The sequence below is a fragment of the Massilia rubra genome (assembly GCF_011682065.1).
Lineage (GTDB): Bacteria > Pseudomonadota > Gammaproteobacteria > Burkholderiales > Burkholderiaceae_D > Telluria_A > Telluria_A rubra.
Genome location: NZ_VUYU01000004.1, coordinates 100716 through 127140, shown reverse-complemented (window position 1 = coordinate 127140; position 26425 = coordinate 100716). Strand labels below are relative to the sequence as shown.

Below are 26425 nucleotides of genomic sequence, written 5' to 3'. Positions count from 1 at the left end.
CCGACCGTCAGGGCTGCGGTAAATCTTATTAACAGCTTGGAGCTGCTTCGTCCAGCGTTCGGTATCGTTGGGGGAAAGCCGAAATCGTACCGCATCGAAAATTGTAGTTTCCACCTGTGAAAAATCTACCCTGGTACGAAATAGCTCTTTCAGCAATCCAATTAGCGAGGGCATTCGCACCCCGCCAGTCCCGCTCCAATTGCGCCAACTCCTGCCCCTACTGCCGCGCCTTTATATACATTTGGAAAATTAATCCATTGCGCCATAACCGTTCCCAGATGTGTTTACAATAATGCCCCTTCACATTCGCCATCCGGGCCACCGCGTTCCAACAGCGATAACGACTCGACGCGCATCTCTGCATAAAATTTTCGAGCAGCGTTTAGATATATCCACTCTTGATCAGGATGGCGAATTCAGAATCTTGCATTCAGTAGCCATTCGCCTTGCGCAGCCTTTTCGAATATTTTAGGCGACGTCTTGAATGCGATGCCCACGAAAGAGAACAAGAAGTATGCGGACGAGTCGAATCGGGCAGCGTTTGAAGTAGCCGCGGCAGGTGTGAAAAAGACTCAGCGACGCAACGGTATCTAACGACGAACCACCTAGCGTGCTGTGCGCTCGACATTAACGATCGGTGCCAGAACCACCTGCTGCCCGGTAGCAAAGTGCGCCGGCACTACCTCCACCACGACTACGCCGATGAGAAGCGCTGCGTGGGCCAGACTTGGCGTCCACCTTTGGAAGATATTGAGATGAGCGCCTATCTGTTCCCGACGAGCTCACAGAACTACTTGGGCTCCATTCCTACGCGTTATTTCTTGAATTGAAATTTAGATCGCGCCTTCCGCTCAATGGCGGCTCTTGCTTCGTCAGCAATATCTTCCTTACTTCGCATACCTGTTCCAGAAAAATATGTCTTGAATCCGTCTGGGAGTCCTGAGACATCTTTTAGTGCTCCCTCAAAATCGCATACTTTCAATTTTGCCTCGGCGCGAAATAATAATGACGAATCTCTGTAGTAGTAGTGCTTAGCAGCATCACCTATTCTCACGGCGTCACCGAACCGCTCGATTGCTTCACTTGTTGATCCGTTTCTTAATAGCAAAATTCCAAGTGTATAGAAATCGGCCGGTTCTAGGCCATCATTTTTTAAGACATGTTTCAGGTCAATAATTGCTCCATCAATGTCACCCATAAGAGATTTCACTGCCGCACGTTCTCGGCGGCCAGCAATTTCGGTTGAAAAATCTTGCATAAGCCAATCACACAATTCGATTGCTTTTTCATAATTTTTATTACATGCATAGTTGTATGCAGTTTTCAAAACTGATGCAAGTTCATTCTCAGACTTTGGTCTAATAAGTTCCATATTTTTCATCACTTTCTCACACTATAGTCAACTTTATTACCGCCACATTCTTCGCTAACTAAACCACTTGCGCAAATTTCGACATTGGTATAGCCGCCAGTAACGCCGGTAACGCTCCGTTTTTTTCGTCTACCTGCACGCTGTTGCATCTCTTCTATAATCAAATTCCGACATGTCTGCCTTGCCTTCTCCCACTGGGCGTCACACTCTTCCTTGGACGGCGAGTCTCCCTTTGAAGATGAGCAAACCATATTGCCGACAGCCTTGCCAATCGCGGTTCCGGCAAACATTCCACCGGCTAGGCCAGCCCTACTGCCAATAACTGCCCCCACGCTCGCACCCGCAGTGCCACCTATAACAGTTCCACCGCCTGGCACGACGGAGCCCGCTGCACCGCCAAGAAGTCCGCCGACAGTTCCTCCCGCTAATCCCCCTCCATAATATCCGGCCGCACCGCCGATACCCCCGCCTACTGCTCTGCACGCAGCCATGCAGGCTGAATCCAGCCCGAAGGGATCAACGAACGTCAGTGGATTGCCCCCGACGTAGCCATAAGTGTTAATTCCACCTTTAAGGCCAATCGGGTCGGACTGTATATACCTGCCGGTCTGGGGATCGTAGTCGCGATAATAATTGTAATGGAGATTCGTTTCTCTATCATAATATTGCCCAGGAAAACGCGGGTTGTATGTGAAGTTTCCCAGCCGATTCGGATTTTCATCGGGCGAGTCCTCGCCGAACGGATTTGCGCCGTCCCAGCGCCATACTATTTTGTTGTCGCTGGCGCGCGTGATAACCCGCGGTGTCATTAGGTGGTCGGCGTAGACATAGTATGCACTTTCCCCGGCACCCGCTGTACGCGGTTTAATCACAGCGACCGGTGTCCCCTCAAAATAGATCGTTTCCTGTATCGGCGTGCCGGCACTATCGTACTCGCCCACCATCTGCCCGGCCTCGTTGTAGATGAAGTAAGTCGATGCGCCGGCCGCATCAGACTTGATAGCCCGCTGGCCGAGCCCGTTGTAGCGGTGTTGGACAGCGACGCCACCGGTGCCCGTGGCACTGCTCAGGCGCCCATTGGTGCCGTAGACGTAGCGTATCGTCCCGTCGCTGATGAGGTTGCCCGTGGCATCGTACGTATTTCGTTTTGCAGGCACTGGTCCGGACGTGGAAGTAAGCCGATTGCTGCCGGGATCGATCATGTTGAGGTAGCTGTTGGGACCGATTTTCAATCTGGTGCGGTTACCATTAGCATCGTATTCGAAACTCTGGCCCCCGATGACGCTATCAAAACCGACCAGGCGATCACGCCCATCGTAGTAGTAGCGCTGGTCCAGCTTGCCCGGCGTGCCACCCTTGTGTGTGCTGGAAACGATGCGCCCGGCGGCGTCGTAATTAAGCGTGCGTAGCGCACCGCCAGCAGCCGGGTGTCCCAGCGGATAGCTGACCAGCCGGTTCTCAAGGTCGAACTCGCGCTCGTATTTGTTGGGACTGCCAGCGCTGTGGTTCCCCCATAACCACGCCCGCACGGCTCCAAACGGTTGGTAGCTTATCTGACTCAGAATCGTCACGCGCGCGACATTCGGACGCGTCAAGCCCAGGGAAGACGGTTTCCCGTTGGTGTCATAGGTGACGTCAATGCGATTGCCGCTGGGGTAGGTCATCGTAGTGGCGTGTCCAAGGGCACTTCCTTCGCTGCCGTAAGTGTAGGAGGTCACGAAGCGCCGGGCCGCCGGGCCGCTTGTCTGCTCCGTCCTGATGAGCCTCCCCATGCCATCGTAGGCGTACACCGTTTTTCCAGCCTCATCCGTCATTGCCGTCACGCGGCCCGCTGCGGGCGTGCCGACCGCGCCGTACTCAAACGTGCTAGCGCCGATACCGGTCACGCGACCCGCCGCGTCGTATCGATAGGCAGTCTTGCGCCCGGCCGCGTCGACGTTCGATATCACGTTCCCAGCGCCGTCGAACTGCGTGCTCGTAGTGCCGGTATCTGGACTGATCAACGTCGTCTGCTGCCCCAGTCCGTTGAAGAGGTAGCGCGTCTGCAAGCGCCGCGGATCGAGCACGGATGCAAGCTGATCCTGCGGCGTGTACGCGTAATCGATGGTCGCCGGCTTGCCGGTGGCATCCGCAGCAGGAAGCGCCTGTTGGATCAGACGATTAAACGTGTCGTAAGTTCCCTTGCTGACGCGACCAAGTGGATCGGTACTCGATGTCAGGTTGCCGGCGGCATCGTATTCAAAGCGCGCGCCGGGGTCTTTGGCACTGCGCTGTTCCCGTTGCAGGCGGCTGAGCGCGTCAAAGGCGCGCGTGGTTTGCGCCACCAGTTTGCCGTTCGGGTCTTTCACTTCCTGGCGCACGGTATTGCCCATCGCATCGAGGGTGAAGCTGATGCTGTTGCCGGCACGGTCGCGCAAGCCGGTCATGCGGTGCGCGTCATCGTACGTGTACTCCAGCGCCGATCCGTCGGGCGCAGTTGTACGGATCAGTTGTCCCGCAATATCGTATTCATAACGCGTGGTTTCAGCTTGCCCACTTGTCGCGAGGACGGTGCTGGACACCAAGCGCTGGCGCGGGCCATATTCAAGCCCAACAATCTGTCCAGTGGGACGCTGAATTTTGGTCGGTAAGCCGTCCTCGCTGTATTCGAGGTAACTGGTGACCTCGCTAACACTGTTGCGCACACTCGCAAGGTCGCCAGGGGAGTGGCTTGCGGTCGTGTCCGAGTAGTAAGTCATGCTGGTCGATTCGGTCTTGCCATTCGCATCGGCCGGTCCGGTACTCGTCAGCAGCTGCCCGTTGGGATTGTAGGTGTAGCGCCACTCCTGAACCGGGCCGGTTCCCACCGCCGCGAATCCAAGTGCGCCATTGTTGTCATTGGTCGCCTGGACGCTGGCACGACAAATGACGACTATCGGTTTTCCATTGGGCAGCACTGCGCCGCCAGCGCATTCCACCAACTTGCCCGCAGCGTCGCGCTGGCCGTTATAGATCTTCGTGTCCATGCGCCCTGGGGAGGCAATACTGGTGGCAAGCGGCCAGTCCGGATGCCAGCGTGTACTGGTTTTACGGGCGCCAGCCGGAGTTGGGCTATCGATTCTCGCAAGGCAGGTAGCATCTTTGGCCAGTCCGGTCGTGCGTGCTAGTTCAGTTCCACGGATGGGATCACTGATGAAGCAGGTCTTGTTTCCATTGAAGTCGGTACGGCTTTCCACGTCGCCATTATCGGTGTAGGTGGTTGCCTTGGCACTTGCTGCGCAGCCAGCGCCTGCAGGCTGGCTTTCGGCGGTAATTTTGCTCTTGCCATTAAAAAAATCGTACGCGACGGTAATGTTGCGACTGCTGCCAAGCGCATCGGTCACAATCCGCTTTTCCGGGGTGGGATAGGCGAATGTGTAACGTTGCGCACCGCCGGCGTGCTCCGATAGTACCGCCCGAACGTCCGCGTCATATGCATACGTGGCAAAGCGCTTGCCATGTTCATCGGTAATTCCGGTGAGTAGGAAGCGGTCTTTGGCGTCTTCGTAGTGGTATGCGCGCGATGACATCTCCATACCGGAGCGGTCGAGATAGTGCACACCGATCAGGCGGGCCATGCCTTCAATAGGTGGGTAGTCACCAACGACAGTCTGCTCATATTCGTAGCGTACGCTGCCGGTCGCACTGGCGATTGACACGATGACGTCACCCTCCCATGCGATTGCCAAGCTACGGCCGCTCGTGTCGACAATCTTGCTGAGTTTGTTTTTAGCGTCGTAGGTGTAATGCGTCGCCATGCCGCTGCGGCTATGAACGCTGCTGAGTCTGAACTCGTCGCCATCTCGGAGGTAGCGTTCAACCGTGCCGTCTCGCGTTGTCAAAAACCAGACGGAATCGTCGGGGCCTTGCACTTCCAAAACTGTGCTTTTGTCGAAGCTGGACTTGTATGTACGGTCGTCCTGACGCCGGAACTCAAAATAGCTGCCATCGCCGAGCGCCCCGACGACAGACGACCTGCCCATAAGTGAGACTGGGGCGTCGAACGCCCGCTCGAAGGAAAACGACCAGCCCACCCCTGCTGATTGTCCGATTCCGCTGTTGCGCATGCTACGGTAGGTGCGCCGAACTTGCAGCGCCTCATTACCTCCCCCATCAAGATCAGTTTCGGACTGAACTTTAGAGCCGCTTGCAAACTGAACCGGGTTTCCTGCTGCCTCTCCGCATTTCAAGGGCTCAGGTTTAGCCTGCCTGATCTTGCGACAGAAACCCTGTCCGTACGTCCCGTAGCCATATTTGCAATTCAGCACGGTATCCCCTAACCACATAACACCACCGTTTGGAACAAGCCTGTAGTAACACTTAAAATAGTTGCGCCTGCCTGTATAAGGCTGCATTGACACGAGCTTTTCTTTTAGATGATTCATCGCTCCTTTTTGACATGCGGTCAATGGATCTGATGCGTATTCGGTTGGGCTCATCCAGCTGCTTAGCTTGTAAACAGTCCATCCCAGCGTCCCTTCTGGCAGGGCACTCTCTGCACGGGCAGTTCCATGAACCAGCGGTAGCAACATCAACGCGGAACGGACGAGCTGAATCAGTGACGGAAACGGGCTAGCGTTGGGCATGGTCATGGTCTTCTTGTCCTTTGCGGGAGAAGCCGGCGGCAATTGCCAGCAGGAAAGCCGAGAATATCCATTTCACTAATTCGAACATTGCCTTATCGCAAACGATTAACTGCATCGACCAGTTCCCGATCAATCTTACCCGGCCGGCTACTTGGCGCCGATAGTGCGTTAGGAGGTCCGCACTGATCATCTGCATGGGCGACTTGTCCGGGCCGTCGATCCGGTGCATCTCCAGAATCAGCGGCCCGGCATCGCTCACAAGCACCCCGCGATCATGGACGGCAGACTGGCACCTTGACCTCTTGCACGACCGGCGGCGCGGCGGCGCAGGCGGTGAGCAGCGCCAGGGTCAGCAGGGTCGGCAGCAGGTATCTCATCGGAACGACTCCAGGATAACGTTCACGGCCGGCATGGCCTCGTCGTAGGTCGTTGCGCGCGCGCCGGAGACCTTGGCCAGCGCCACGTCGAAGCGCCGGCCGGCTGTGACTTTCTGCAGTTGGGCGATCGCACGGTGCCTGAATCGCCACAGTCAAAACTCCTCGTCCGTTCCTCTTGCTGTGGCGTCCGCGGTCTCGATCATGTCGCCCCCGCCGAACGTAGGCAATTGCGTTTCAATGCTGCACGAACACCAGAACCGGCACACCTATGCCTCACGCATGCTGTTCGCTGGAGAGAATCCGTGATTGGCTACAAAGCGGGTGGGCCACGTCGACGTTGAGATGATGTTCCGCCATTACGGGAAATGGATGCCGAACAAGGAGTCGGGCCAGTAGAAACCCGTGTACGACTGGAACGACACGCCGAAAACGAACGATACGCGGACGACACGCGGGGATTCATAATCAACACTCTCTGCTATGAAAACATGCAAAAAATGAAGGGTTCGATTCCCACTGCGCCGCAGGGCAGCGTGGCATCGCGCATCATGCAGTTCACCAAGGTGGCCGATACACCCAATTCATCGGCGACTTCGCGCTGGACCTGGCCACCGAACTTGTTCAGTTCGAAAGCGGTCAGGCGTTCTGCCCCATGACCAGGCGGCCGTCGACGATGGTGTTGTCGAGGTACTTGGGGCCGGCCACGAAGCGCGCCCCTTCAGCCGTGGCGCGCTCTTCGAGCAGGAAGCCAAAGCGCGTGCGCGCATCCTTCACCAGGAAGAGCTCTTCTTCGTTGGTGAAAGCGGTCATGCGGCGCCCCGCCAGCAGCGCCTTGCCGTCGGCCAGCTAAACCCCCAGCAATGCCGCCGGCCCGTGGCAGACCGCGCCGACCACGCCGCGCGGCGGTCTCGTTAACGATGCGGGACACGTCCGACGTGATAGAAACACCGTCAAGCGGCGCCAGGCGCATCGACGGCGCGCAGCGACCACACGCTGTGCGGATCGCCATGACGGCCGCGCCTGAGGGCCGCCCGCCCCATTTTCCAGAATGCGCAGCCGGCGACCAGCGCCACCGCGTTCACGCTCACCACCACCCATTGCCCGCGCCACAGCGACAGCAACGGATGCACGCCGCTCGCCGCCCACTGCGCCAGCGGAATGGCCAGGGTCAGCGTGGCGCACAAGGCCAGCAGCTCCCATGCCGCGCGCGCCGGCGGCCGGATGAAGGCCCATGCGAGGGACGCCAGGAACACCGCGTAATAGCCGCGCTCTTCCCACAGCGGCAGCTCGCCCGGCGCGGCGGGGAACAATTTATTGACCAGGAAGACCGCCGACACCCCCGCCACGCAGCCCAGGCACACGCCCAAGGTGGCCTGGGCCATCAGCCGCCCGCTCAGCGGCTGGCGCTGCGCCTGGCGCTTGCGGCGCGCTTCGATCCACAGCAAGTTTCCGCTGTAGAACAGGAAGGCGCCCGCCAGTCCGAGCACAAAATACACCCACTGCACCGCCGCATGACCAAAATTCCCAAAATGCAGCGTTTGCAGGCCGCGCAGGAAGGTCGTGCCGGGGCTATATTGCTGCGGCGTCATCACGCGCACCACGGCGCCGCTGCCCGCCTTGAGCACCACGGCGGCGGAACTGGTCAGCGTGCGCTGTCCGATGTCGCCGTACGCGATGACATGGGCATTGGCGTCGCCCGCGTGCTGATAGTACACGTGCGTCACCAGCATGCCCGGCGCCGCCTGGCGTACGCGCGCCAGCAACTGCTCCGCGGGCAGCAGCGGCCCCGCCACGCCGGCCGCCTTCAGCGGCGCCGTGGCCGAAATATCGGGCTCGATCAATTGCAGCAGCTTGCCGTCGAAAACCAGGAACTGGAACGGGGCCAGCAGCAGCACGCCCAGCGCCAGCACCGCGCCGCTCCAGGCGAACACGATATGGAACGGCAGCGACAGGATGCCGATCACATTATGCGCATCCTGCCACATGCGCTTGAGGTTTTTGCCGACGCGCAGTGCGAACAAATCCTTGAGGAACAGCGGCGCGTACGCCACCACGCCGCTGGCCAGCGCCAGGCCGTACAGGATGGAGACCAGGCCCAGCACATAAATGCCCCAGCTTGCCGGCAGCCCGGCCGTGTAGTGCAGGCGATACAGGAAATGCGACAGCTCCGATTGCGGCTTCAGGTCCAGCAGCGCGCCGTCGGGCGCCAGGCGGAACTTGTGCTCGGTCTGGCCGCCATTCGCGTCGCGCTCGTCCCAGTCGAGCGTCAGGTGCGGTTCATCCACGTTGGGCACGAGCAGCGTGAACGATGCTTTTGCTTGGGGGTGCCGGTGCAGCACGGCGTCGATCAGCGCTTGCGCGCCTGCCTCTGACGCGATCGGCGCGCGCGCCGACGACGGCGTCTCCCAGGTATGCAATTGCTTGGTGAAGACGGTGATCGCACCGGCGTAAAAGGCGATGAACAGGGCAAAGCCGGCCACCAGGCCAACCCAGGTATGCACCGCGATGTAGGTTTTCAGCGTGGATGACTTCATGCCGCAATCCTCAGCAGGCCGGCAGCCTTGAGTCCATGGATCAAGCCGAACCCGGCCAGGCTGGCGCCACCCATCCACAACCAGGCGCGCAGGGCGGTCTTGAAATGATAGGCCAGCGCCATCGCCCCCACCCACACCGGGAAGAACATCAGCAGGATCGGCAGGGTGTCGCGCTGCTGGTTGCCGCTCAGCAGGGCCAGCAAGCCCACCAGCGCCACGCCGAGCGGCGGCGCGAGGAATACCGCGGCCAACGATTTACCCCACATGGCGCCCCCGGCTCCAGGCATTCACGTAAGGCAGCGCCACCAGCGCCAGCATCAGGGCGGACAGCGCGATAAAGACGCCGCACCAGAAGCCGTAGCCATGGCTGGCGGCCAGCACCGACGCCGTGCACAAGGGCAGCGCCAGCCAGCGCAGCGGGCGCCGCGGCGCTGCCGCCCACAGGGACTGATGCGGCGAGGCCAGGTAAAAAGCAAGCGCGGCCAGAAAGGCCGCGCCGAGGGACATCCAGATCATTTACCACCTCTTGAATGAGACGTATTCTCAATAATGGAATGATAAATGATTATGCGCGCCGGAAACAGTGAAATTTTGCCGATATGCTACTTTTGAACCCCCGCCCGGCGGCGCAAGTCCTTGCGCGTGCGCTTACCCTCGCCAATGCATCGCCAGCCACAGGTCGTCCATCTGCTTGTTCGTCAGATACAGCCGCAAGGGAGCGCGCCATGCTATTTGGCAAGCCGGACCGTGGTGCATGGAAATGTTGCTAAATGTCTCAGCAGTCCGTATGATTGCCACGTTTTGGTGCTCGCGGCCTTGCTCTGAAGGCGGCAGTTAAACGGGAAACACGCGCTGATGTCAGCGGCAAACGTGTGCTGTCCCCGCAACGGTAAAGCAGGCGCCGCATGTCGTCCAACGATGCGCGGCCGGTTGTCTCCATGGTCCACTGTGCCGCCGGCATGGGAAGGCGAGGCAATCTGACCTGTCAGCCCGGATACCGGCCAGGACGCATGGAAGCAAGCGGCCGGGAATTGCCGTGTTTGTGGATCGCCCCGGGGGCGCGCGCAATGGCGTCGCTCCCGTCTCGCCATCGACTCTCACGCCTGCGTCGGCCGCCGCTTCTTTTTTCTCGGTGCACGGGGATGTGCGCCGTACAAAAAACAGGCCGGCCGGTCCGGTCTTTACAGAGAGTACCCGTGAAAAATACCACCCCTGCCCCGTCGCAATGCGGGCTGCGCCTGCTGTCGCCGCTGCTGCTGGCGGCCTTGCCCGCCTTCGCCACCGCTGCCGCCGCCAACGCCGCCGTCGATGGCGACGCCCCCTCCCCCGTCCAGCAAGTGCGCGTGTCCGCCAGCCTGATCCCGCTCGGCGTCGCCGATTCGGCCAACCAGGGCACGGTCACCGCCCGGCAGCTCGAAAACCGTCCCTTGCTGCGCACCGGTGAGCTGCTCGAAGCGGTGCCCGGCCTGATCGTGACCCAGCACGCCGGCGACGGCAAGGCCAATCAATATTTTGCGCGTGGCTTCAATCTCGATCACGGCACCGATTTCCGCACCAGCGTGATGGGGATGCCGGTCAACCTGCCCACCAACGCGCACGGCCAGGGCTATTCGGACCTGAACTTCCTGATTCCTGAGCTGGTCAGCACCATTCAGTACAAAAAAGGCACTTACTATGCCGAGGAAGGCGACTTTTCGGCCGCCGGCGCAGCCGCGTTCGACTACGTGCGGCAGATGGAGCAAGGCTTGCTGAGCGTGGAGGCGGGCCAGCATCGCTTCCAGCGCGCGCTGGTGGCCAACTCGAGCGCGCTGGCCGACGGCACGCTGTTGTACGCCCTGGAACGCGCGGGCCAGGATGGTCCCTGGGAGACGCCGGAACACTACAAGCGCATCAACGGCGTGCTGTCGTACCACCGCGCGGCCGGCGATGACGAGATCCGGGTGACGGCGATGGCGATGCGTTCGTCCTGGACCTCGACCGACCAGGTGCCGCAGCGCGCGCTCGCCGCCGGCTTGATCGGCCGCTACGGCACCCTGGCCCCGACCGACGGCGGCGAGACCGCGCGCTACAGCGTCTCCGGCGAGTGGAGCCGCCAGTACGGCGACGGCGCCAGCAAGGTCAATGCCTACGTCATCGCATCGCGGCTCGACCTGTTCAGCGACTTCACCTACATGCTCGGCGACCCCGAACACGGCGACCAGTTCCACCAATCCGAAAAGCGCCGCATTCTCGGCCTGAACGCGGCGCGCACATGGCGCCATGCGCTCGGCCCTTTCGCTTCCGAGACCGCGCTCGGCGTCCAGCTGCGCGCCGATCACCTGGCGCCGGTCGGCCTGTATCTGAGCCAGGCGCGCCAGCGCCTGTCGACGGTGCGCGAAGACGACGTCAAGGAGCGTAGCGGCGCGCTGTATCTGTCCAACAGCACCGTCTGGGCGCCCTGGCTGCGTACTGTGGCCGGCTTGCGCGCCGACCGTTACACGTTCGACGTGCACAGCGACACGCCCGCCAACTCCGGCAAGGTCGATGCGCGCATCACCAGTCCCAAGTTCACCGCCATTTTCACGGCGGGCAAACATGCGGAGATCTACCTGAACTGGGGACGGGGCTTTCACAGCAACGACGCGCGCGGCGTCACCGGCAGCGTCGATCCGACAACCGGACTGGCGGTGGACGCCGACGGTGCGGCGATCGAGCGCGCCACGCCGCTGGTGCGCGCAACCGGCAAAGAGGCCGGCATGCGGCTGGCCGGGCTGGTGCCGGGCATGCAGACCACCATCGCCGCCTGGCGGCTCGACCTCGATTCCGAACTGATCTTCATCGGCGACGCCGGCACCACCGAAGCGGGCCGCCCGAGCCGGCGGCACGGCATCGAACTGGCCAATTTCTACACGCCCGCCAGGGACTGGATCATCGACGCCAACCTGGCGTGGTCGCACGCGCGCTTTCGCGACCACGATCCGGCCGGCGCCTTCATTCCCGGCTCGATCAGCCGCACCGCTTCGCTCGGCGTCTCGGGCGTGGCCGGCGCGTGGTCGGGCGGCGTGCGCCTGCGCTATTTCGGCCCGCGTGCATTGCTGGAAGACGACTCCGTGCGTTCGCCGTCGTCCACCTTGCTCAACATGAAGCTCGGCTACCGGTTCACACCGCGCCTCAAGCTCACCCTCGAAGTGCTCAACCTGCTCGACCGCCGCGCCAGCGACATCGATTACTACTACGAATCGCAGTTGCCGGGCGAAGCGGCGCCGGTGGCCGACATCCATACCCATCCGGGCGAAATGCGCACCCTGCGCGCCGGCCTGGCATGGCGCTTCTGAGCAGGACCATGCAGCACGCGGCGCGCCGGCGATGCGCATGAACCGCAGGGCGTTTGCCCTGGCAGCCTGGATGGCCATGCTCGCCGTGCTCATGGCCGTCCTGGCGCCGGCGCTCTCGCACGCCTTCGGCGCGGACCCCGCGGCGCGTTTTCTGCCGGGCGACATTTGCCGGGCCGGCAGCGTGGCGGCCGCCGGAGAAGCGCTGGCCGGCGGCGCGCCCGCGCCGCCATCACACGAAGAAAAACGCCAGCACTGCCCGTACTGCCACCACGGCAACGGCGTGCTCCTGTTGCCGCCCGCGCCCCACCCGCTGGCGCTGGCCGTCGCCGACGCGCCACCCACGGCGCCATTCCCCGACGCGCCGAAACCCCGCTTCGCATGGACGGCGGCGCACGCGCGCGGCCCGCCCTGGTCTTGATCCGGTAGAACATCGCGCACGCATCGCTCAGTGCAAAGGAACAGGCGCCAGCGCCTGCGGCTTTGCCGCGTCCGATCCGTGTCGCGCCAATTTCCAATCGCCTGCACCAGACAACCGAACAAGAGTACAACATGACTGCACAACCATTCCACGCGGCTACGCTGCCGCTGGCGCATGCCCGCGCCGTCCTCCCCTTCGCCATCGCCCTCGCCTGTAGCGCCATGGCCATCCAGGCGCGGGCCGACGAGCCCCTGCCCACGGTGGAGATCGCAGGCACGGCGCCGCGCGCCAACGGCAAGCTGAACCTTGACACGCCCTCCACCACCGGCAGCCGGCTCGGCCTCACGCCACGCGAAACGCCGGCCACCGTCACCCTGGTCGACCGCGCCATGATCGACGCGCGCGGCGCCCAGGACACCCAGGAGATCCTGCGCGCCATTGCCGGCGTCACCGCCCACAATGCGCCGGGCAATATCGGCGTCAGCTACCGCGGCTTCGGCAGCGGTTCGATCAGCCAGCTCTTTAACGGCATCAACGTCCAGTATGCGATCGCGGCGCGCCCGGTCGACAGCTGGATCATCGACCGGGTCGAGGCCATCGGCGGACCGTCGAGCTTCCTGTTCGGCTCGGGAGCGGTCGGCGGCTCCATCAATTACATCACCAGGGTGGCGGAACCGGGCGACGCCGGCGCGGCGCAAGTGCGCCTTGGCACGAACGGCTTGAAAGAAGCTTCCATCGGCCTGAACCGGCGCATCGGTGGCGCAGCCGGCGACGGGCATTACCTGCGCATCGACCTCAACCATCGCGATGCTGGCAGCTGGATCGACGCCAGCGCGGCCCGCTCGACCCAGCTGGCCGCGTCGCTGCGTTCCGACCTCGGCGAACGCTTGCGCCATACCCTGGCCTACGAGTTCCAGCAAGAAGACGTTGCGCGGCCCTACTGGGGCACGCCGCTGATGAACCCCGTCGCCGGGCGCGCGCGCATCGACCCGGCCACGCGCGCGAAGAACTACAACAGCGCCGACGGCGTCTACGCCCAGCGCGTTCACTGGCTGCGTTCGCTCACCGAATGGCGCCCCACGCAACAGGTCGCGCTCACCAATACGGTGTACCTCTACGATGCGCTGCGCGACTACCGCAACGTCGAGAGCTACCGCTTCAACCAGTCCAATACGGCTGTGGCGCGCTCCGGCATCCTGTTGCAGCACCATGAACAGCGCATGCTCGGCGACCGCCTCGACGCCACGTACAAGGGCGAGCTCGCGGGCCGGCGCAGCGACTGGGCGCTCGGCATCGATGTCAGCGTCAACCAGCAGACCCGCTTTCCCAACAGCCTGGCAGCCTCGCTCGGCGAGGTCGATCCCTACGATTTTACGACCGAGCGCTTCTTCGACATTGCCGGCATGAGCCCGGCGTTGCGGCCGGACCGCGACAACAAGGTCACCACGCGCGCCATTTACCTCGAAAACCGGACCGCCATCGCGCCGTCGCTCAACCTGGTCACCGCGCTGCGCCACGAGCGCATCGCGCTCGGCCTGGTGAACCGGCGCGAGACCAGCGCCGCCAACCCGGCCAGCTTTACGCGCCGCTACCGCCCGAGCACCGGCCGCGCCGGCCTGGTGTGGGACCTGGCGCCGGGCGCTTCCGCCTACGTCCAGTACGCGACCGCCGCCGACCCGCCGTCGGGCGTGTTGTCCACGGCCTCGTTTGCCGACGTGCGCAATAACAGCGAGCTGACCACCGGCCGCCAGCGCGAGATCGGCGCCAAGCTCGACTTCTGGCAAGGCAAAGGCTCGGCCACGGTGGCGGCGTACCGCATCGAACGCAAGAACATCGCCACCCAGGACCCGGACAACAGCGCCCTGACCGTCCTGGTCGGGGAGCAGTCGGCCAGGGGCGTCGAGCTGTCGCTGGGCCTGCAGCCGACGCGCCAGTGGTCGATCCAGGGCAACCTGACCCGGGTCGATGCACAATACGAGCAATACCGCCAGGGTGGCGTCTCGCTCGCCGGCAAGACGCCGACGAACACGCCGCGCACCGTCGCCAACCTGTGGCTGGGCTACGCCCTCACCCCTGGCATCAAGGCCAGCATGGGGCTGCGCCACGTGGGCGGCGTGTATGCGGACGCGGCCAATACCATCGACTGGCCGGCCTACACCCTGCTCGACCTGGGCCTCAGTTACCAGATCAGCCGCGATGTGGCCGTGGTCGGGCGGGTGCGCAATGCCGGGGACCGGGTGCACGCGGTCAATCTGAACGCGAGCATGGCGTATCTGGGCGCGCCGCGCACGGCCGACCTTGCGCTGCGCGTGGCGTTTTGAGGCCGCCGATGGGGATCTCTTTCAAACGCCTGCTGTTCCTGGGCCACCGCTGGCTGGGCATCGTCCTGTGCGCCTTTTTCGCGATGTGGTTCGTCTCCGGCGTGGTGATGATGTACGTCGGCTATCCGAAACTGACCGAGGCCGAGCGCCTGGGGCATTTGCCGGCCTTGCAGCCCGGCGCGCCGCTGCTCGGGCCGCAACAGGCGCTGGCCATGGCCGGCATCGACGGGCCGCTCAAGGAACTCAGGCTGGCGGCCGCCAGCGGCGGCGAGCCGGTGTATCTGGCCCAGCCCGCCGGCGCCAAGGGAACGGCGGCCATCGCTGTCGATGCGCGCAGCGGCGCCCGGTTAGCACTCACCGACCAGGCGCGCGCCATGGCCAGCGCCGCCGCCTTTGCCGGCCCGGGTGTCGGCGCGCACTACCTTGGCCCGGTGGACGAAGATGCGTTCACCCACTCGCGCGGCCTGGATGGCCACCGCCCCTTGCACCGCGTGCAACTGGCCGACCCGGAGCACACGCTGCTGTACGTGTCGGGCCGGACCGGCGAAGTGGTGCGCGATGCGCCGCGCACTGAACGGCTGTGGAACTACGCCGGCGCGTGGATCCACTGGCTGTATCCTTTGCGCGGCACCGTGTTCGAGCCCTACTGGGCCGATATCGTCAACTGGCTCGCGATCGCCGGCACCCTCATGGTACTGGGCGGGGCGAGCGTCGGCATCCTGCGCTGGCGCTTGCGGGCGCCGTACCGCAGCGGTTCGCGCTCGCCCTATCCGGGCGCGCTGATGCGCTGGCACCATATCGGCGGCCTGCTGTTCGGGGTGGTGACGGCAAGCTGGATCTTCAGCGGCCTGATGTCGATGAACCCGTGGCGCGTCTTCGACGGCGGCGCCGCGCCGCTGCGCATGCAGGCGCTCGAAGGCGCCGCGCTGCTGCCGTCCGCGCGCGATGCCGCGCCGGCGGCGCTGCTGGCCGCCGCCGGCCCCGGAATACGCGAGCTCAAGTGGACACGGGTGCTGGGCGACACCATGGTGCTGGCCCAGAGCGCCGCCGGTGCGCCGCTGGTGCTCGACAGCCAGAGCGGCCGCCCGGCGGCGGTCGACGGCGCCGCGCTGCTCGATGCCGCGCGCACGCTGCTACCCCATCCGGTGGCCAAGGTCGAACGCCTGGACGCTTACGATCTGTACTATTACAGCCGCGACGCCCACAGCATGACCGGCGGCGCCGGCAAGCCGCTGCCGGTGTGGCGCATCGCCTTCGCCGATCCGCACCAGAGCTGGGTGTATGTCGATCCGCACACGGGCGCGCTGGTTGGCCGCAGCGACCGCCACAAACGCCAGAGCCGCTGGCTGTTCGCCATGCTGCACAGCTGGGATTGGCTACCGCTGCTGGAGCGCCGGCCCTTGTGGGACGTGCTCATGCTGGCGTTCAGCCTGGGCGGGGCCGTCCTGAGCGTGACGGGCGTGGTGATCGGCTGGCGCAGGCTGGGGCGCAAGCTGCGTGCGGCGCGGAATACGCCTTAACGCGCGCCGGCCTTCATCTCGCGCACCTGTGCGGTGGCGTCGCCGGGCGCGGGGTCTTCGGCGACCCGCCGCTGAAACGGCAGCATTGCCCTACGCCGGCGCCGCATACGACACCGCCATGTACACCTTCCTCGCCTGGTTCTTCTTCACGAACGCGAACACCGGCGAAGCCTGGTCGATCGATAGCGTCCACCCGCCAGCGGCGTCGCCGGCGAAGTCGACGGGGGTCGGCGCCAGGGTGAGCTTGTCCTTCGACCAGTCGATCACCGCGAACCTGGCGCGTATCGTATCGTCCATGCCGAGCCGCTTCACCCAGTAGGGGAACTGGTCGCTGTTGACGGCGATATCGATCCGGCGGGTCGCGTCCGTTGCGGCATTGCGGAACATGAACCAGGCATTGCCGAAGTCCGAATTCAGCGAGAACAGCTGGAACAGCGCGTCGGGCGCTTGCAGCACTTCCTTGACATGCGCAGCCGCAGGTGCGGCCAGGTTGCCCGCTTCGCGCGCCGTGTAGCGCAGGTGGAATACCACGTCGGAAACCGTTTCAAGGTCGAACTGCGGCACATCGCGGGGCAATTCGATGCGCCAGGTGCTGATGGCGCCGGCATTCTCGAACGGCAGGTAGCGTTCGTCGTGCAAGTTGACCTCGAACAGGCCGCTGTCGTTGTGCGCCGTGCTGGTGACGATCGACTGGATCGCACCGGCGAAGTCGCGGAAGCGCTCGTCGCCGCCGGCTTCGGCGCGCGCATAGTCGTCGCCGGCCACGGCGCTGATCCGGATACTGCTGCGCAGCAACGCCAGCTTGCAATGCACGCCGGTATACGGGCCAGTCACGCAGGGCACGGACAGCGCCACCGTTTTCAGGCGCCGCATGTACTGGCCGGGGCTGTCCATGTCGAACAGCCATTCGGGAATAGTCACTTCGCAGGCGCCGGTGGCCTGCAGTTTGAGCAGCGCCAGCGGATCGAGCCGCGCCAGCGATACATGGCGCGTCATCTCGTATTCGCGCCGATTCTGCTCGAGGTACGCCATTTCCAGGCGACGCAGGTCGAGGTACAGGCGCTCGCCGGCCAGCAAGCCCTTGCGCGCGCTGTCCCAGTAGCCGAACTCGATCAGCTTCAACTGGTCGAATTCGGCGCGCATCACTTCATGCTTCAAGGTCTGTTCGGCGCGCCTGGCGAGGTCGAAGGCGAACTTGTAGCAGTCGTAATATCCACGTTCCATTTCACCTTGCATCCAGCGATACAGCTCTTCATTGGTAAATTTCGTGCGCAGGAATTCTTCTTCCGCCGCCGCGTCATCGATCAGCTTCACGTGCGCATCGTATTCGCGCTGCAGAATCTGCTCCCGCAACAGCGCCCCGATCACCTGGCGGCCATATTGCTCCAGCTCCGCCGCGGCGACGTTCGCCTGCAGCACATAGTCTTCCGCGCGCCGGTAATAGCCGGCCAGCCGCGACGAGCGTTCGGCGCTGGTCCTGAACACACCGGCGGCAAATTCGAACAGGTGCTCGCCAAAGTTTGCCGCACTCGACAGCTGCTGGCCGCCAAAGTTGATCGCCACGCCGACGCCGAGCGGCGTGCCATGGGCATGGAACTGGGGGATCAGCGACAGCGCCGGCGCCGCCGCGCCCAGCACCATGGCGATGGCGCTGAGCTTATCGGACGATGGCAGGAAGATGTTCAGTTCCGCGTTTTCGTTCTTGTTCAGCGGCAGCGTCTGGCCCAACTGGCCGCCCAAGGCACCCGCCACGGTGTTGCCGGCAAATTCCGTCAGGCCGCCCACCGAGGTCTCCTTGCGATAGGCCTCGCGGCCCAGCGGCTTGCTGTAGCGCTCCACCAGCGCCGCATACACCCCGTCGAAATTTTCTTCGGTCAGCCGATTGCGTTGCAGGTCGAGTTCCCTGACGGCGTCGATATCGGCGTCCGCCACACCGAGGATGCGCTTGTAATGGCGGAAACGCTCCCAGACGCTGGCGCGGCTCTTGAGCAGTGAGGCGGTCGCGGCTTCCGCTTCCTTCCATTGCAGGAACTTGACATCGCGCGCCAGCTTGCGGCTGTTCAGTTCATGCTGCTGCCGCAGCAAACCGATATGCTCGGCGTCGCCCTTTTCCAGCACCGACAACAGCGCGTTGCCGAGGTTTTTCACCTCGCCGCACAGGTCGATCGCCTTTTGCAGCAGCAGCGGGCCGCGGATCGTCGACAGCGGCTGGTTGACGTTGTTGACGATGCCGGCGATATCCATGCCGGCCGCCGCCGCGCGCACCAGCGCGCCGGGATCGATCGGCGGATCGAACAGGGGCAGCTGGCGCACCATCCCTTCGATGTTCATGCAGTGCCGCAGCTTGAACAGGCGCTCGCCCACCAGGTCCCAGTAAGCGAGCAGTTTATCGTTTTGCGGCACACAGAAGTACAGCGAGCGGCCGATGCCGAACGCCGCTTCCATCCCGCTGTCCGCTTCCCCCTCCTGCCCCGCCTCCCACTGGTTGAACGGGAATGCGTTTTCCATCTCGACCAGCGCGTTGCCGAAGGCGTCCACGCCGTCGGCCTTCAGTTGCGCGTAGCTGCGCGGCGCGCTCTGGCGGCGCGCCGGCGATTTTTGCGGCTTCGGACCGAGCAGGTTTGCGGCCAGCACATAGATCTGCGTGGCTTCGTTGGCCGATTCCATCGTCTCCTGCCGGAACAGGAAGTCGCCCCAGGCCAGCAAGTTGTCCAGGTATTTCATCACCACGTTGAGCTGGTAGGCCAGGAAGCGCCCGCGCGCCAGCACATGCGGCTTGAACGGGTACTTGCGCCACATCGCAATGCTGCGCTCCATGCGGCGCTTGAGCTCACTATTGCCCGGCTTCGCCAGTTCGGCCAGCATGTCGTCGATGAACTGCGGCGAGGTCTCGTTCCTGAAGCGCAGGAACTTCCAGAAGCGCTGCGGCAGCGGGATGTCGGTGTCGTTGGCGGTGGGGTCGAAGATGCGGTGGAACCACCGCTGCGCCTCGTCGAAGCGCTGGTTTTTCGACAGATGGATGGCGATCAGCAGCGGTGCGTGAAAGAACGCTTCCCAGTTGTAGATCGCATACGGGCCATCGTCGCTGACGTCGATCTCCTCGCGCGGAAAGTCGCCGGCGGCATGCTCGCCCTGCTGGTACAGCGTCGGCGCCAGCGGCCGTGAGAGTCCCGCCTGGTAGACCGGATCGAACAAGCGCGACAAACCCTCGCCATTGAGCTTGTCGATCAGCGCATCGACGTGCGGATGGTAATGCGCGAACAGCCTGTAGTCGACGCTGCGCTGCGATTTGAGCGAGATCACCCGCTCGAGCCGTCCCGATGACGCGGTCTCGAAGCGCGCCATCGCGTCGTGAAAGCTGTAAGAGCCCTGGTATTTCATTGACGCCTCCCTTTGACCATGCCGCCCGCATCGAACACCGCGCCGCCGAATACAAACGGGGTGTCGTCCTGGATTATCCGTTCGATGTCCTGATTGAACGGGCCGACCACCCGGTCGCCGCGTGGGTCGATCCTCGGTTCGGCGCGTGGGTTGACGCGTGGCCCGACCTCGGGGTTGACCCGTGGGTCGACCCGGGGTTGGACCAGTGGGTCCCCGCGCGGGTCGATCGGTGGCTTCGGCCATGGCCCCGGACGCGGTCCCACTTCCAAGCGAGGGATCTTGATCTCAACCGGAGTGAAGTCGGGCCGGTAGTAGCTGTCGAAGTCGACCACTATCTGCAATTGCTCGGTGGGATTGATGAAGAACACGACCCGCTCGTCCGAGTAGAACAGCGGCGCATTCCAGCGGTTCGTCGTCGGTTGGATCAGTGAGCGCAGTTGAAAGCCGCCCAGCATCGCATCGGTCTTGGTCAACAACGTTTCATCCAGGTACTTTTCCGCCGCGCCAGCCGGCTGCCCGACGCGCAGCGTCAGCACCTTGCCCGGCGCATGCGCGCGGTTGAAGTCCGGCGTGTACGACGGGTCCGCCTGCCAGATCAGCTGGTCGAGGAAGGGGTCGAAATCAGCGCGGCTCTGCGTGACATCCACGGAACTGACCAGCGGCGCCGCGTTCTTACTGGAGAACACCATCTCGACTTTTTGCAGGGTGTCCAGGTACAGAATGCCGATCGTCAGGCGTTCCGCTATCTCCGGGCCGGGCTTGTGCGTGCGCAGCATTACCTGCAGCTTGGCCGGATCGAAGCTTTTCAGTCCCGTCAAGCGTATCGGCTGATGCAGTTCCGAAGACTTCGGCGCGCTCCACTTGCCCCGGTAGTACTGGCCGAAGGCGACGCTGATCTCTACGTTGAGCCTGGCGCTGTTGGTCCATGGTTCGGCCGCCATGCCTTGCGGCGACTTGCTCTCGTCGACCCCTGCCGGCTTGGGCAGCGCCATCAGCCAGAATACGCAGAGCTGGTTTTTCCAGACCACGGGGAGCACGAACTCGCCCTCGATATTGAGGCTGACCTTTTCCCATGGCGTCCAGTACCCGCCTTCGAAACGGCGGTAATAGTGCTCGCGCGTGAAACCGTTGGTGCGGCCGAACACGTGCAGGATGTCATCCTCGGTGCCCGCCTTGCCTTCCTGGAGGCAGGAGCCGGTCACCTCCAGGCGCGCCACGTCGTCGAGCTTCTTCAGGTAGCCCAGGTACGCATCCTCCGCCAGCTCATCGGTGATATCCGATTTCAGCAATTCCGCTTCGAGCTCGCGGAAGAACGGCGACTTGTCGTCCCTTAGTTCAGGCTCAAGCCAGTTTTCCGGGAACAGGAAGATCTTGCGGTTGGCCTGCCACACGCGGTATCGCCGCATCCATGCCCACTGGACCGCGTCGATCGCCGCCGGCTTCACCTCGTCCTCGAGGCCCATCAGGCAGCGCGTGACGAACAACTGCACCGTCGACAGCGCCAGCCGGATGCGCGACGTGAGCATGCACGCATCCATCTCGACGTCGATCAGGAAATGCTCGTACAGCTTGTCGGCGGTATCGATCCCGGGCAGCGGCGCCTGGTGGTGCAGGATATAGCTGACCAGGGCGCCGCGGCGCTGGTTGCGCAAGGCGTCGTTGACATCCTGCAGCGTAGCGCGCCAGGCCGCCGCATCCTGGTGCTGGCGCAGGCTTTGCTTGATGGCGGCGATCAGCGCCTGGTCCGGCGCAGCGACGCTCCAGGCGGCCAAATCCACGGCGCGCTGGCCGCTGGCCATGGCCAGATCGACGGCCTGCTTCACCTGGCGCAGTGTGCCGATCGACCCCAGGCTGTCGATATCGAGGCCGAAGTGCGCCAGCACCGCGTTCAGGTCGTCATCGGTCCAGCCGGCAGCGGCCGCCAGCACCAGCCGGCCTGTCGGCGTGACCTGGCCGGGACGTTCCAGCAGGCTGGCCCAGGTATCAAGATTGGCGTCGTCGACCTTCATCTGCGCCAGCCAGGCCAGCTCGGCAAACTCGTTCCACAGCGCGTGCAGGCTGGCGCCGGTGATCTTGCCCGTCACGTCCAACTGGTTCAGGATGCCGGCCTTGTTGGTGTTGCCGGCCGCAAGATACGCCAGCGCCTTCGGCGTCAGCGACAGCGTGTGCGACAGCAAGGCCGCCTTGTGCAGCCGCAGCAGCGACAGGCGCGCCGTGGCCAGCCGCGCGGCCGCATAGATGCGGGACGGCGGCACTGGCGCCTTCGCCATGCCATTGGTGCGCCAGCGCAGTTGCGCCGCCTGCCCGGCCGGCAGCTTGGCCAGGGTCAGTGCGAGCCCGGTGAGCACGCCCGCGCTCAAGGCCAGCAAGCCGGTGGCGGCGATTTCCCCGCTGGCGCCGACCGCTGACGCCGGTATGGCCGGTTCAGCGCCCAGCATCAGCGTGACCACGGTCCCCGGCGGCGCCGCGACAAACAGGAGGTAGTTGTCGGTGGCGGGAGGATCGATGTGCAGCAGGTGCACGCCATCGGCATCGAGCGGGGTCGCCGCGTTGAGCTGCCGGAAGTCTTCCAGCACGCCGGCGCTGGCGTCACCGGCCGCGCGCAGCACATCCGGCCCGCCGGTCAGCACCTCCACCATCTCCAGCGGCGTTTTCAGCAGCGCGGCCAGGGTGCCGCGCAGCGCCGTGCTTTCCAGGCCGCGCTGCAGCGCCGGCGTGACCTGCGCGATCAGTGCGCCAGCCTGCGCGCCCGGGTCGGCGATGCCGGCCACCGCATCGTAGACGGTCTTCAGTTCGGGATAGCCGGCGGCCAGGAGCGCCAGGTCGGCCTGGCCGGCGGCGGCAAGCGTGCGCACCGCCGCCTTGAAGTCGGCAATGAAGACGGCCAGCGCGGGCATGGTATCGAGCGCGTCCATCTCCGCCGGCGTCAGGGCATCGGCGGCGGCGCCCAGCGCGGCGGCCACTGCCGCCGGCAGGATACCCCGATAGGTCAGTTGGCGGGCGAACGGGTCGAGTCCGAGGCGCGCATCGACGGCGCCGAGCCTGGCGGGCAGCGCTTCTTCCACCGTCACCAGCGCGGCCCGATAGGTGCCGCTGCGGCCGACCAGGCCGATGAAATGGTCGGCCACCGTCCTGTCGTAGACCTGCGCCATGCGGGCATGCGCCTGCGCCAGGTCGGCGCCGGCCGCCGGCGCGCCAAGGGGGGCGGTCACGGCGCCCATGTTATCGCGCAGCGCCTTGAGGTCGCGCAGCGGCGCGGCGCTGTCGTCGGCATGGCACAGCAGGTAGTCCAGGTCGGCCACCTTCAGGCGCGCGCCCTGCAGCAGCTGCCACGCGTCCAGAAAGCGCGGCAACGAGGGCGCATCGGCGGCCATGTCGGCGGCCAAGGGATCGATGCCGCTGATCTCGCTCAAGCGCACCAGGTCCCCCAGGCCGATCCGCAACAGCCGGGCCAGGCGTTCCTGGCGCACCGGCACGGCGAGCGCGCTGTCGAACACGTCGACCCAGTCGGCCAGCCTGGCGGCGGACAGGGACTGGCGCACGCCCAGCGTCAGGAAGTTGGCGATCCGGTCCAGCAGCGCGGTAAATGCGGTGTCGAGATTGGCATCGGTCAGCTTTTCCGGCGGCATGCCGAGGAAGACGTTGAGCACGCGGTCGGTCAGCGCGATCGGCCAGCCCAGCTTTTTCCACAAGCGGATGAAGCGCAGCAGCTTGTGATAGTCGAGCTTGCCCAACTGGTCGGCGGCGTTGTCGGGCTGCGCCAGGCGCAGTTGCATCGCGCCGCCCACGTCCGTCAGCGTGATCAGCTTCAGGATCAGCTCGCGGTGATCGTGCAGCCAGCGGACCACACCGCCGTGATACGGCGCCAGGTCCAGCGCGGGCGGCAACAAGGCGCTGAACTTGGCGCTGCTGAGCGTGCCATCGTACAGCGCCTGCACCTGCCCCATCGACACTTGCAATGGCGTTAACAAGGCGACCAGCGGATAGCCCGGATTGATGAAGCGCGTGCGCAGCACTGCGGCCAGCTCGTCGGCACTGATGCCCGTGCGCCGGCAGAAGGTCTTGCTATCGGCGACGGCTTTGTTCAGCTCGGCCATGCGCATGCCGGCGGACTCGCCGAAGTACGCGGGCAAGGCGCGAAATCCGGTGTCGGTGAGGATGCTGTATTCGGCGGCGTTCAGGCCAATGCGCTCGCGCCGCGCCGCGGCGGCGCTGCCGAACACGCCCAGCGCATCGGCCAGGGTGGTGCCCCATGCCCGCATCAGCAGCCGCAGCGCCGCCAGCGGCAGGTCGAACGGCAGTCCGTGCGGATACACCTGCTCCTTGGTCTTGACGTACGCGGCATCGGCGACATGTTCCGGATCGGCCAGCAGGTCCGGCGCGCTGCTGTCTTCGCGCAGGTTAAAACCCTGAAACCCCGCCAGGCTGCCGCTGACGATGTAGTGTTCCAGCACCTCGTTGATCAGATCGACGTAGGGCAGCGCGATATTGGTGTTCTCGCAACTGAGCAGCAGATGCTGCAGGTCGGGCCGCCGGCCGAACAGCACCGCCTGCGGATTGAGCGCCGCTCCCGGCAGGTGCGGCAGGTCGATGAACTGCAGCAGCTCGACGAAGTAGGCGGCGGCGCCCAGCACCGACTTGCACTCGTCGCAGGCGCAGTAATCGAGGTTGCCCAGCAATTGCTCCAGTAACGGCGCGCCCGGCGTAGCGGCTGGCAGCGGGGCCGCCGTGTTCTGGCGCCGGCCGGTAATGCCGTACACGTTCGGCATGCCGCGCGCCGTCAGGAAGCCGGTCGCAAGGTGCAGGGTGGCGCTGTGCGTGGCAATGGCCTTGCGGTACACCAGCGCCGCCTCGGCAATGCTGGGGAAGCTGCCGCCGAAACGCGCCATGAACTGCGCGCGCGGCAAGCGCGCGATCTCCATGGCCGAGTCGACGCCCGCCCTGGACAGGGCCTTCATGGCATCGTTCGACGGCGTCAGCTGGTACAGCCGCTCGACCCGGCGCGCGCCTGTCTTCGCTTGCGGCGAGAGGGTGTCGAATCCTTTCCACTGACTGACGGCCTGGGCGCCGATGCGGGCGCCGGCGTTGCGGAAGAAAGCCGTCACCTCGTCGGCGGCGGCGCCCGCAACGCCGATGTCGATGTGCTTGCGGCGCACCATCTCGGCCATCACCTGGCTACCGAAACTGAGCTGCACCTGGGCCGCCAGCCCGCTGGCGTAGGCATCGGCGCTCACGCCCTCCGGCACGTCGGCGTCGATCAGCCGCTTCCAGGCCTCGGCTTCATACAGGCCCGCGCCCACCAGGTCTTCCACGGCGCGTATGCCTTCGGCGCCCAGGCGCTTGACCAGCGGTGCGTTCTGGCGCGTGAGAAAACCCAGCTTGCCATCGGTGCGCAGCCGCTCGATGGCGTTGGCGTCGATGCCGTTCCGGGCCAGCGCCTTCCACAGATCGGCGGGCCGGTCCGCGGTGGCCGCAAAAGCGTCGAGAAAGTCCGGCACCTGCGCGGACTCCAGGCTCACGGCCAGCAGCTCGCCCAGGCTGGAGACGGCGGCCGGCGCCTTGTACCGGCCATACTCGGCAATGCTGGCGCTCTGGTAGCGCTCGAGCGTTCGCTCAATCGGCTGCTCGCCGCCGATCACGCCGTCGTCCGTCGCGCGCTTGAGCCGCGCCTCGACGCTCGACAGCGGCAGGCGGTGGATCGCCGCCGCATCGCCGGCCACGCCGGAGCGCAGCAAGGCGTAGTAATGCTCGGCTGGAATGCTGGTCTCGCTGCTCAGCCGGGCCGCCGTGGCGCCCATGGCGATCATGCGCGGATCCCAGCGCAGGCTGCCGGACAGGGCGTGCACGCCCGCCGCATCGAGCCGCTCGACGCCGGTGCCGGACCCCAGCTCGCGCGCGATGGCACGGCTCAGGCGCAGGAATTCGTCGCTGCGCGGCGCCTTGTCCGCCGCCACCACGAGATCGACGCTCAGCGCGGCATCGGCGCCGTGAAACACGTCCGAGCGCGCCAGCTCCTTGCCGTTGCCGTTGTCGCTGTCGCCCGGCGCCCTGGCGCGCACCAACAGGTCGGCGCGGGGCCGTCCCGCCAGGTCGCCCAGCATGCTGTAGCGGCCCTCGCCATCGGTGACGGCGATGGCCAGCACCGTCTCCTTGCCCAGGCTGCGCTCGACCAGTTCGATGCGCAGTTCCGCCAGGCCTACCCCAAGCTCGTTGCTCACGACGCCAGCGAGCTCGCAGAAGTCCAGCGCGGGCAAGGACGCCAGGACCTGCGCGCCGATCGGGATCAGCACCCGCGCGCTGGCCTCGTTCGGGTTCTTCAGAATGCTCTGCCGGGTATCCTCGACCAGCCGCTTCTCGATGAATACCTTGAAGTAGACGTCGCTGGCCCAGAGCGCATGGTCGTCGGCGTAGTCCAGGGCGATCGCGAAGCGGCCGTCATGCCCGCTGGTGGCCTCGCCGACGGCCGCCTCGTCCTCCCGCTTCGGTGCGCGCAACCATGCTTGCACCAGCAGGTCGGGCAGTGCGACGCGCGTTGCGGCGTCGATCAGCAAGCCCTCGATGATCTGTCGTGCCATGTTGTTCCC

Annotated in this window: 13 protein-coding genes and 1 riboswitch; of the genes, 4 read left to right on the top strand and 9 right to left on the bottom strand. The window is 64.5% G+C overall.

The window, feature by feature from the left end:
• Positions 1–814 precede the first annotated feature (814 nt).
• The 7 genes from F0185_RS07365 to F0185_RS07335 all read right to left on the bottom strand — a co-directional run bounded on the left by F0185_RS07365 (position 815) and on the right by F0185_RS07335 (position 9403).
• Positions 815–1381: a bacteriophage antitermination protein Q gene (locus tag F0185_RS07365; RefSeq protein WP_167223019.1), complete on the bottom strand. Its 567-nt coding sequence runs from the start codon at positions 1379–1381 to the stop codon at positions 815–817.
• The gene (locus F0185_RS07360) at positions 1381–5982 is read right to left on the bottom strand and encodes an RHS repeat-associated core domain-containing protein (RefSeq protein WP_167223017.1); all 4602 of its coding nucleotides are present in this window, start codon (positions 5980–5982) and stop codon (positions 1381–1383) included. The genes F0185_RS07365 and F0185_RS07360 overlap by 1 nt, the downstream gene beginning before the upstream one ends.
• Entirely contained in the window at positions 5963–6235 is a 273-nt protein-coding gene (locus F0185_RS07355) for a hypothetical protein (protein ID WP_167223015.1), read from the bottom strand. The genes F0185_RS07360 and F0185_RS07355 overlap by 20 nt, the downstream gene beginning before the upstream one ends.
• Positions 6236–6989: 754 nt before the next feature.
• Positions 6990–7163, bottom strand: a complete 174-nt coding sequence (locus F0185_RS07350; RefSeq protein WP_167223013.1) for a type 1 glutamine amidotransferase family protein — start codon at positions 7161–7163, stop codon at positions 6990–6992.
• Positions 7164–7303: 140 nt separating this feature from the next.
• Positions 7304–8887 carry a PepSY-associated TM helix domain-containing protein gene (locus F0185_RS07345; protein ID WP_167223011.1) on the bottom strand — a complete coding sequence of 528 codons (1584 nt, stop codon included), beginning with the start codon at positions 8885–8887 and terminating at the stop codon, positions 7304–7306.
• Positions 8884–9153 carry a hypothetical protein gene (locus tag F0185_RS07340; protein ID WP_167223009.1) on the bottom strand — a complete coding sequence of 90 codons (270 nt, stop codon included), beginning with the start codon at positions 9151–9153 and terminating at the stop codon, positions 8884–8886. Before F0185_RS07340 ends, F0185_RS07345 begins: the two co-directional genes overlap by 4 nt.
• Positions 9143–9403 carry a hypothetical protein gene (locus F0185_RS07335; RefSeq protein WP_167223007.1) on the bottom strand — a complete coding sequence of 87 codons (261 nt, stop codon included), beginning with the start codon at positions 9401–9403 and terminating at the stop codon, positions 9143–9145. The genes F0185_RS07340 and F0185_RS07335 overlap by 11 nt, the downstream gene beginning before the upstream one ends.
• Positions 9404–9672: 269 nt before the next feature.
• A riboswitch (cobalamin riboswitch) is annotated at positions 9673–9907 on the top strand.
• Between the two features lie 176 nt (positions 9908–10083).
• On the opposite strand from F0185_RS07335, the gene F0185_RS07330 reads away from it, so the two are divergent.
• The 4 genes from F0185_RS07330 to F0185_RS07315 all read left to right on the top strand — a co-directional run bounded on the left by F0185_RS07330 (position 10084) and on the right by F0185_RS07315 (position 16460).
• Entirely contained in the window at positions 10084–12201 is a 2118-nt protein-coding gene (locus F0185_RS07330; protein WP_370663987.1) for a TonB-dependent receptor, read from the top strand.
• A 37-nt stretch (positions 12202–12238) separates the two neighbouring features.
• On the top strand, positions 12239–12619 hold the full coding sequence (locus tag F0185_RS07325; RefSeq protein WP_167223003.1) for a DUF2946 domain-containing protein: 381 nt from the start codon (positions 12239–12241) through the stop codon (positions 12617–12619).
• Positions 12620–12750: 131 nt separating this feature from the next.
• Positions 12751–14940 carry a TonB-dependent receptor gene (locus F0185_RS07320; RefSeq protein ID WP_167223001.1) on the top strand — a complete coding sequence of 730 codons (2190 nt, stop codon included), beginning with the start codon at positions 12751–12753 and terminating at the stop codon, positions 14938–14940.
• Between the two features lie 8 nt (positions 14941–14948).
• Positions 14949–16460 (top strand): PepSY domain-containing protein, encoded by a 1512-nt coding sequence (locus F0185_RS07315; RefSeq protein WP_167223000.1) that lies wholly within the window; start codon positions 14949–14951, stop codon positions 16458–16460.
• A 90-nt stretch (positions 16461–16550) separates the two neighbouring features.
• Here F0185_RS07315 and F0185_RS07310 read toward each other — a convergent pair whose 3' ends face one another.
• Both F0185_RS07310 and F0185_RS07305 read right to left on the bottom strand, forming a co-directional pair.
• Positions 16551–19841, bottom strand: coding sequence for a Tc toxin subunit A-related protein (locus F0185_RS07310; RefSeq protein WP_223164470.1), 3291 nt, complete (start codon positions 19839–19841; stop codon positions 16551–16553).
• Positions 19838–26416 carry a neuraminidase-like domain-containing protein gene (locus F0185_RS07305; RefSeq protein WP_167222998.1) on the bottom strand — a complete coding sequence of 2193 codons (6579 nt, stop codon included), beginning with the start codon at positions 26414–26416 and terminating at the stop codon, positions 19838–19840. The genes F0185_RS07310 and F0185_RS07305 overlap by 4 nt, the downstream gene beginning before the upstream one ends.
• Positions 26417–26425 lie beyond the last annotated feature (9 nt).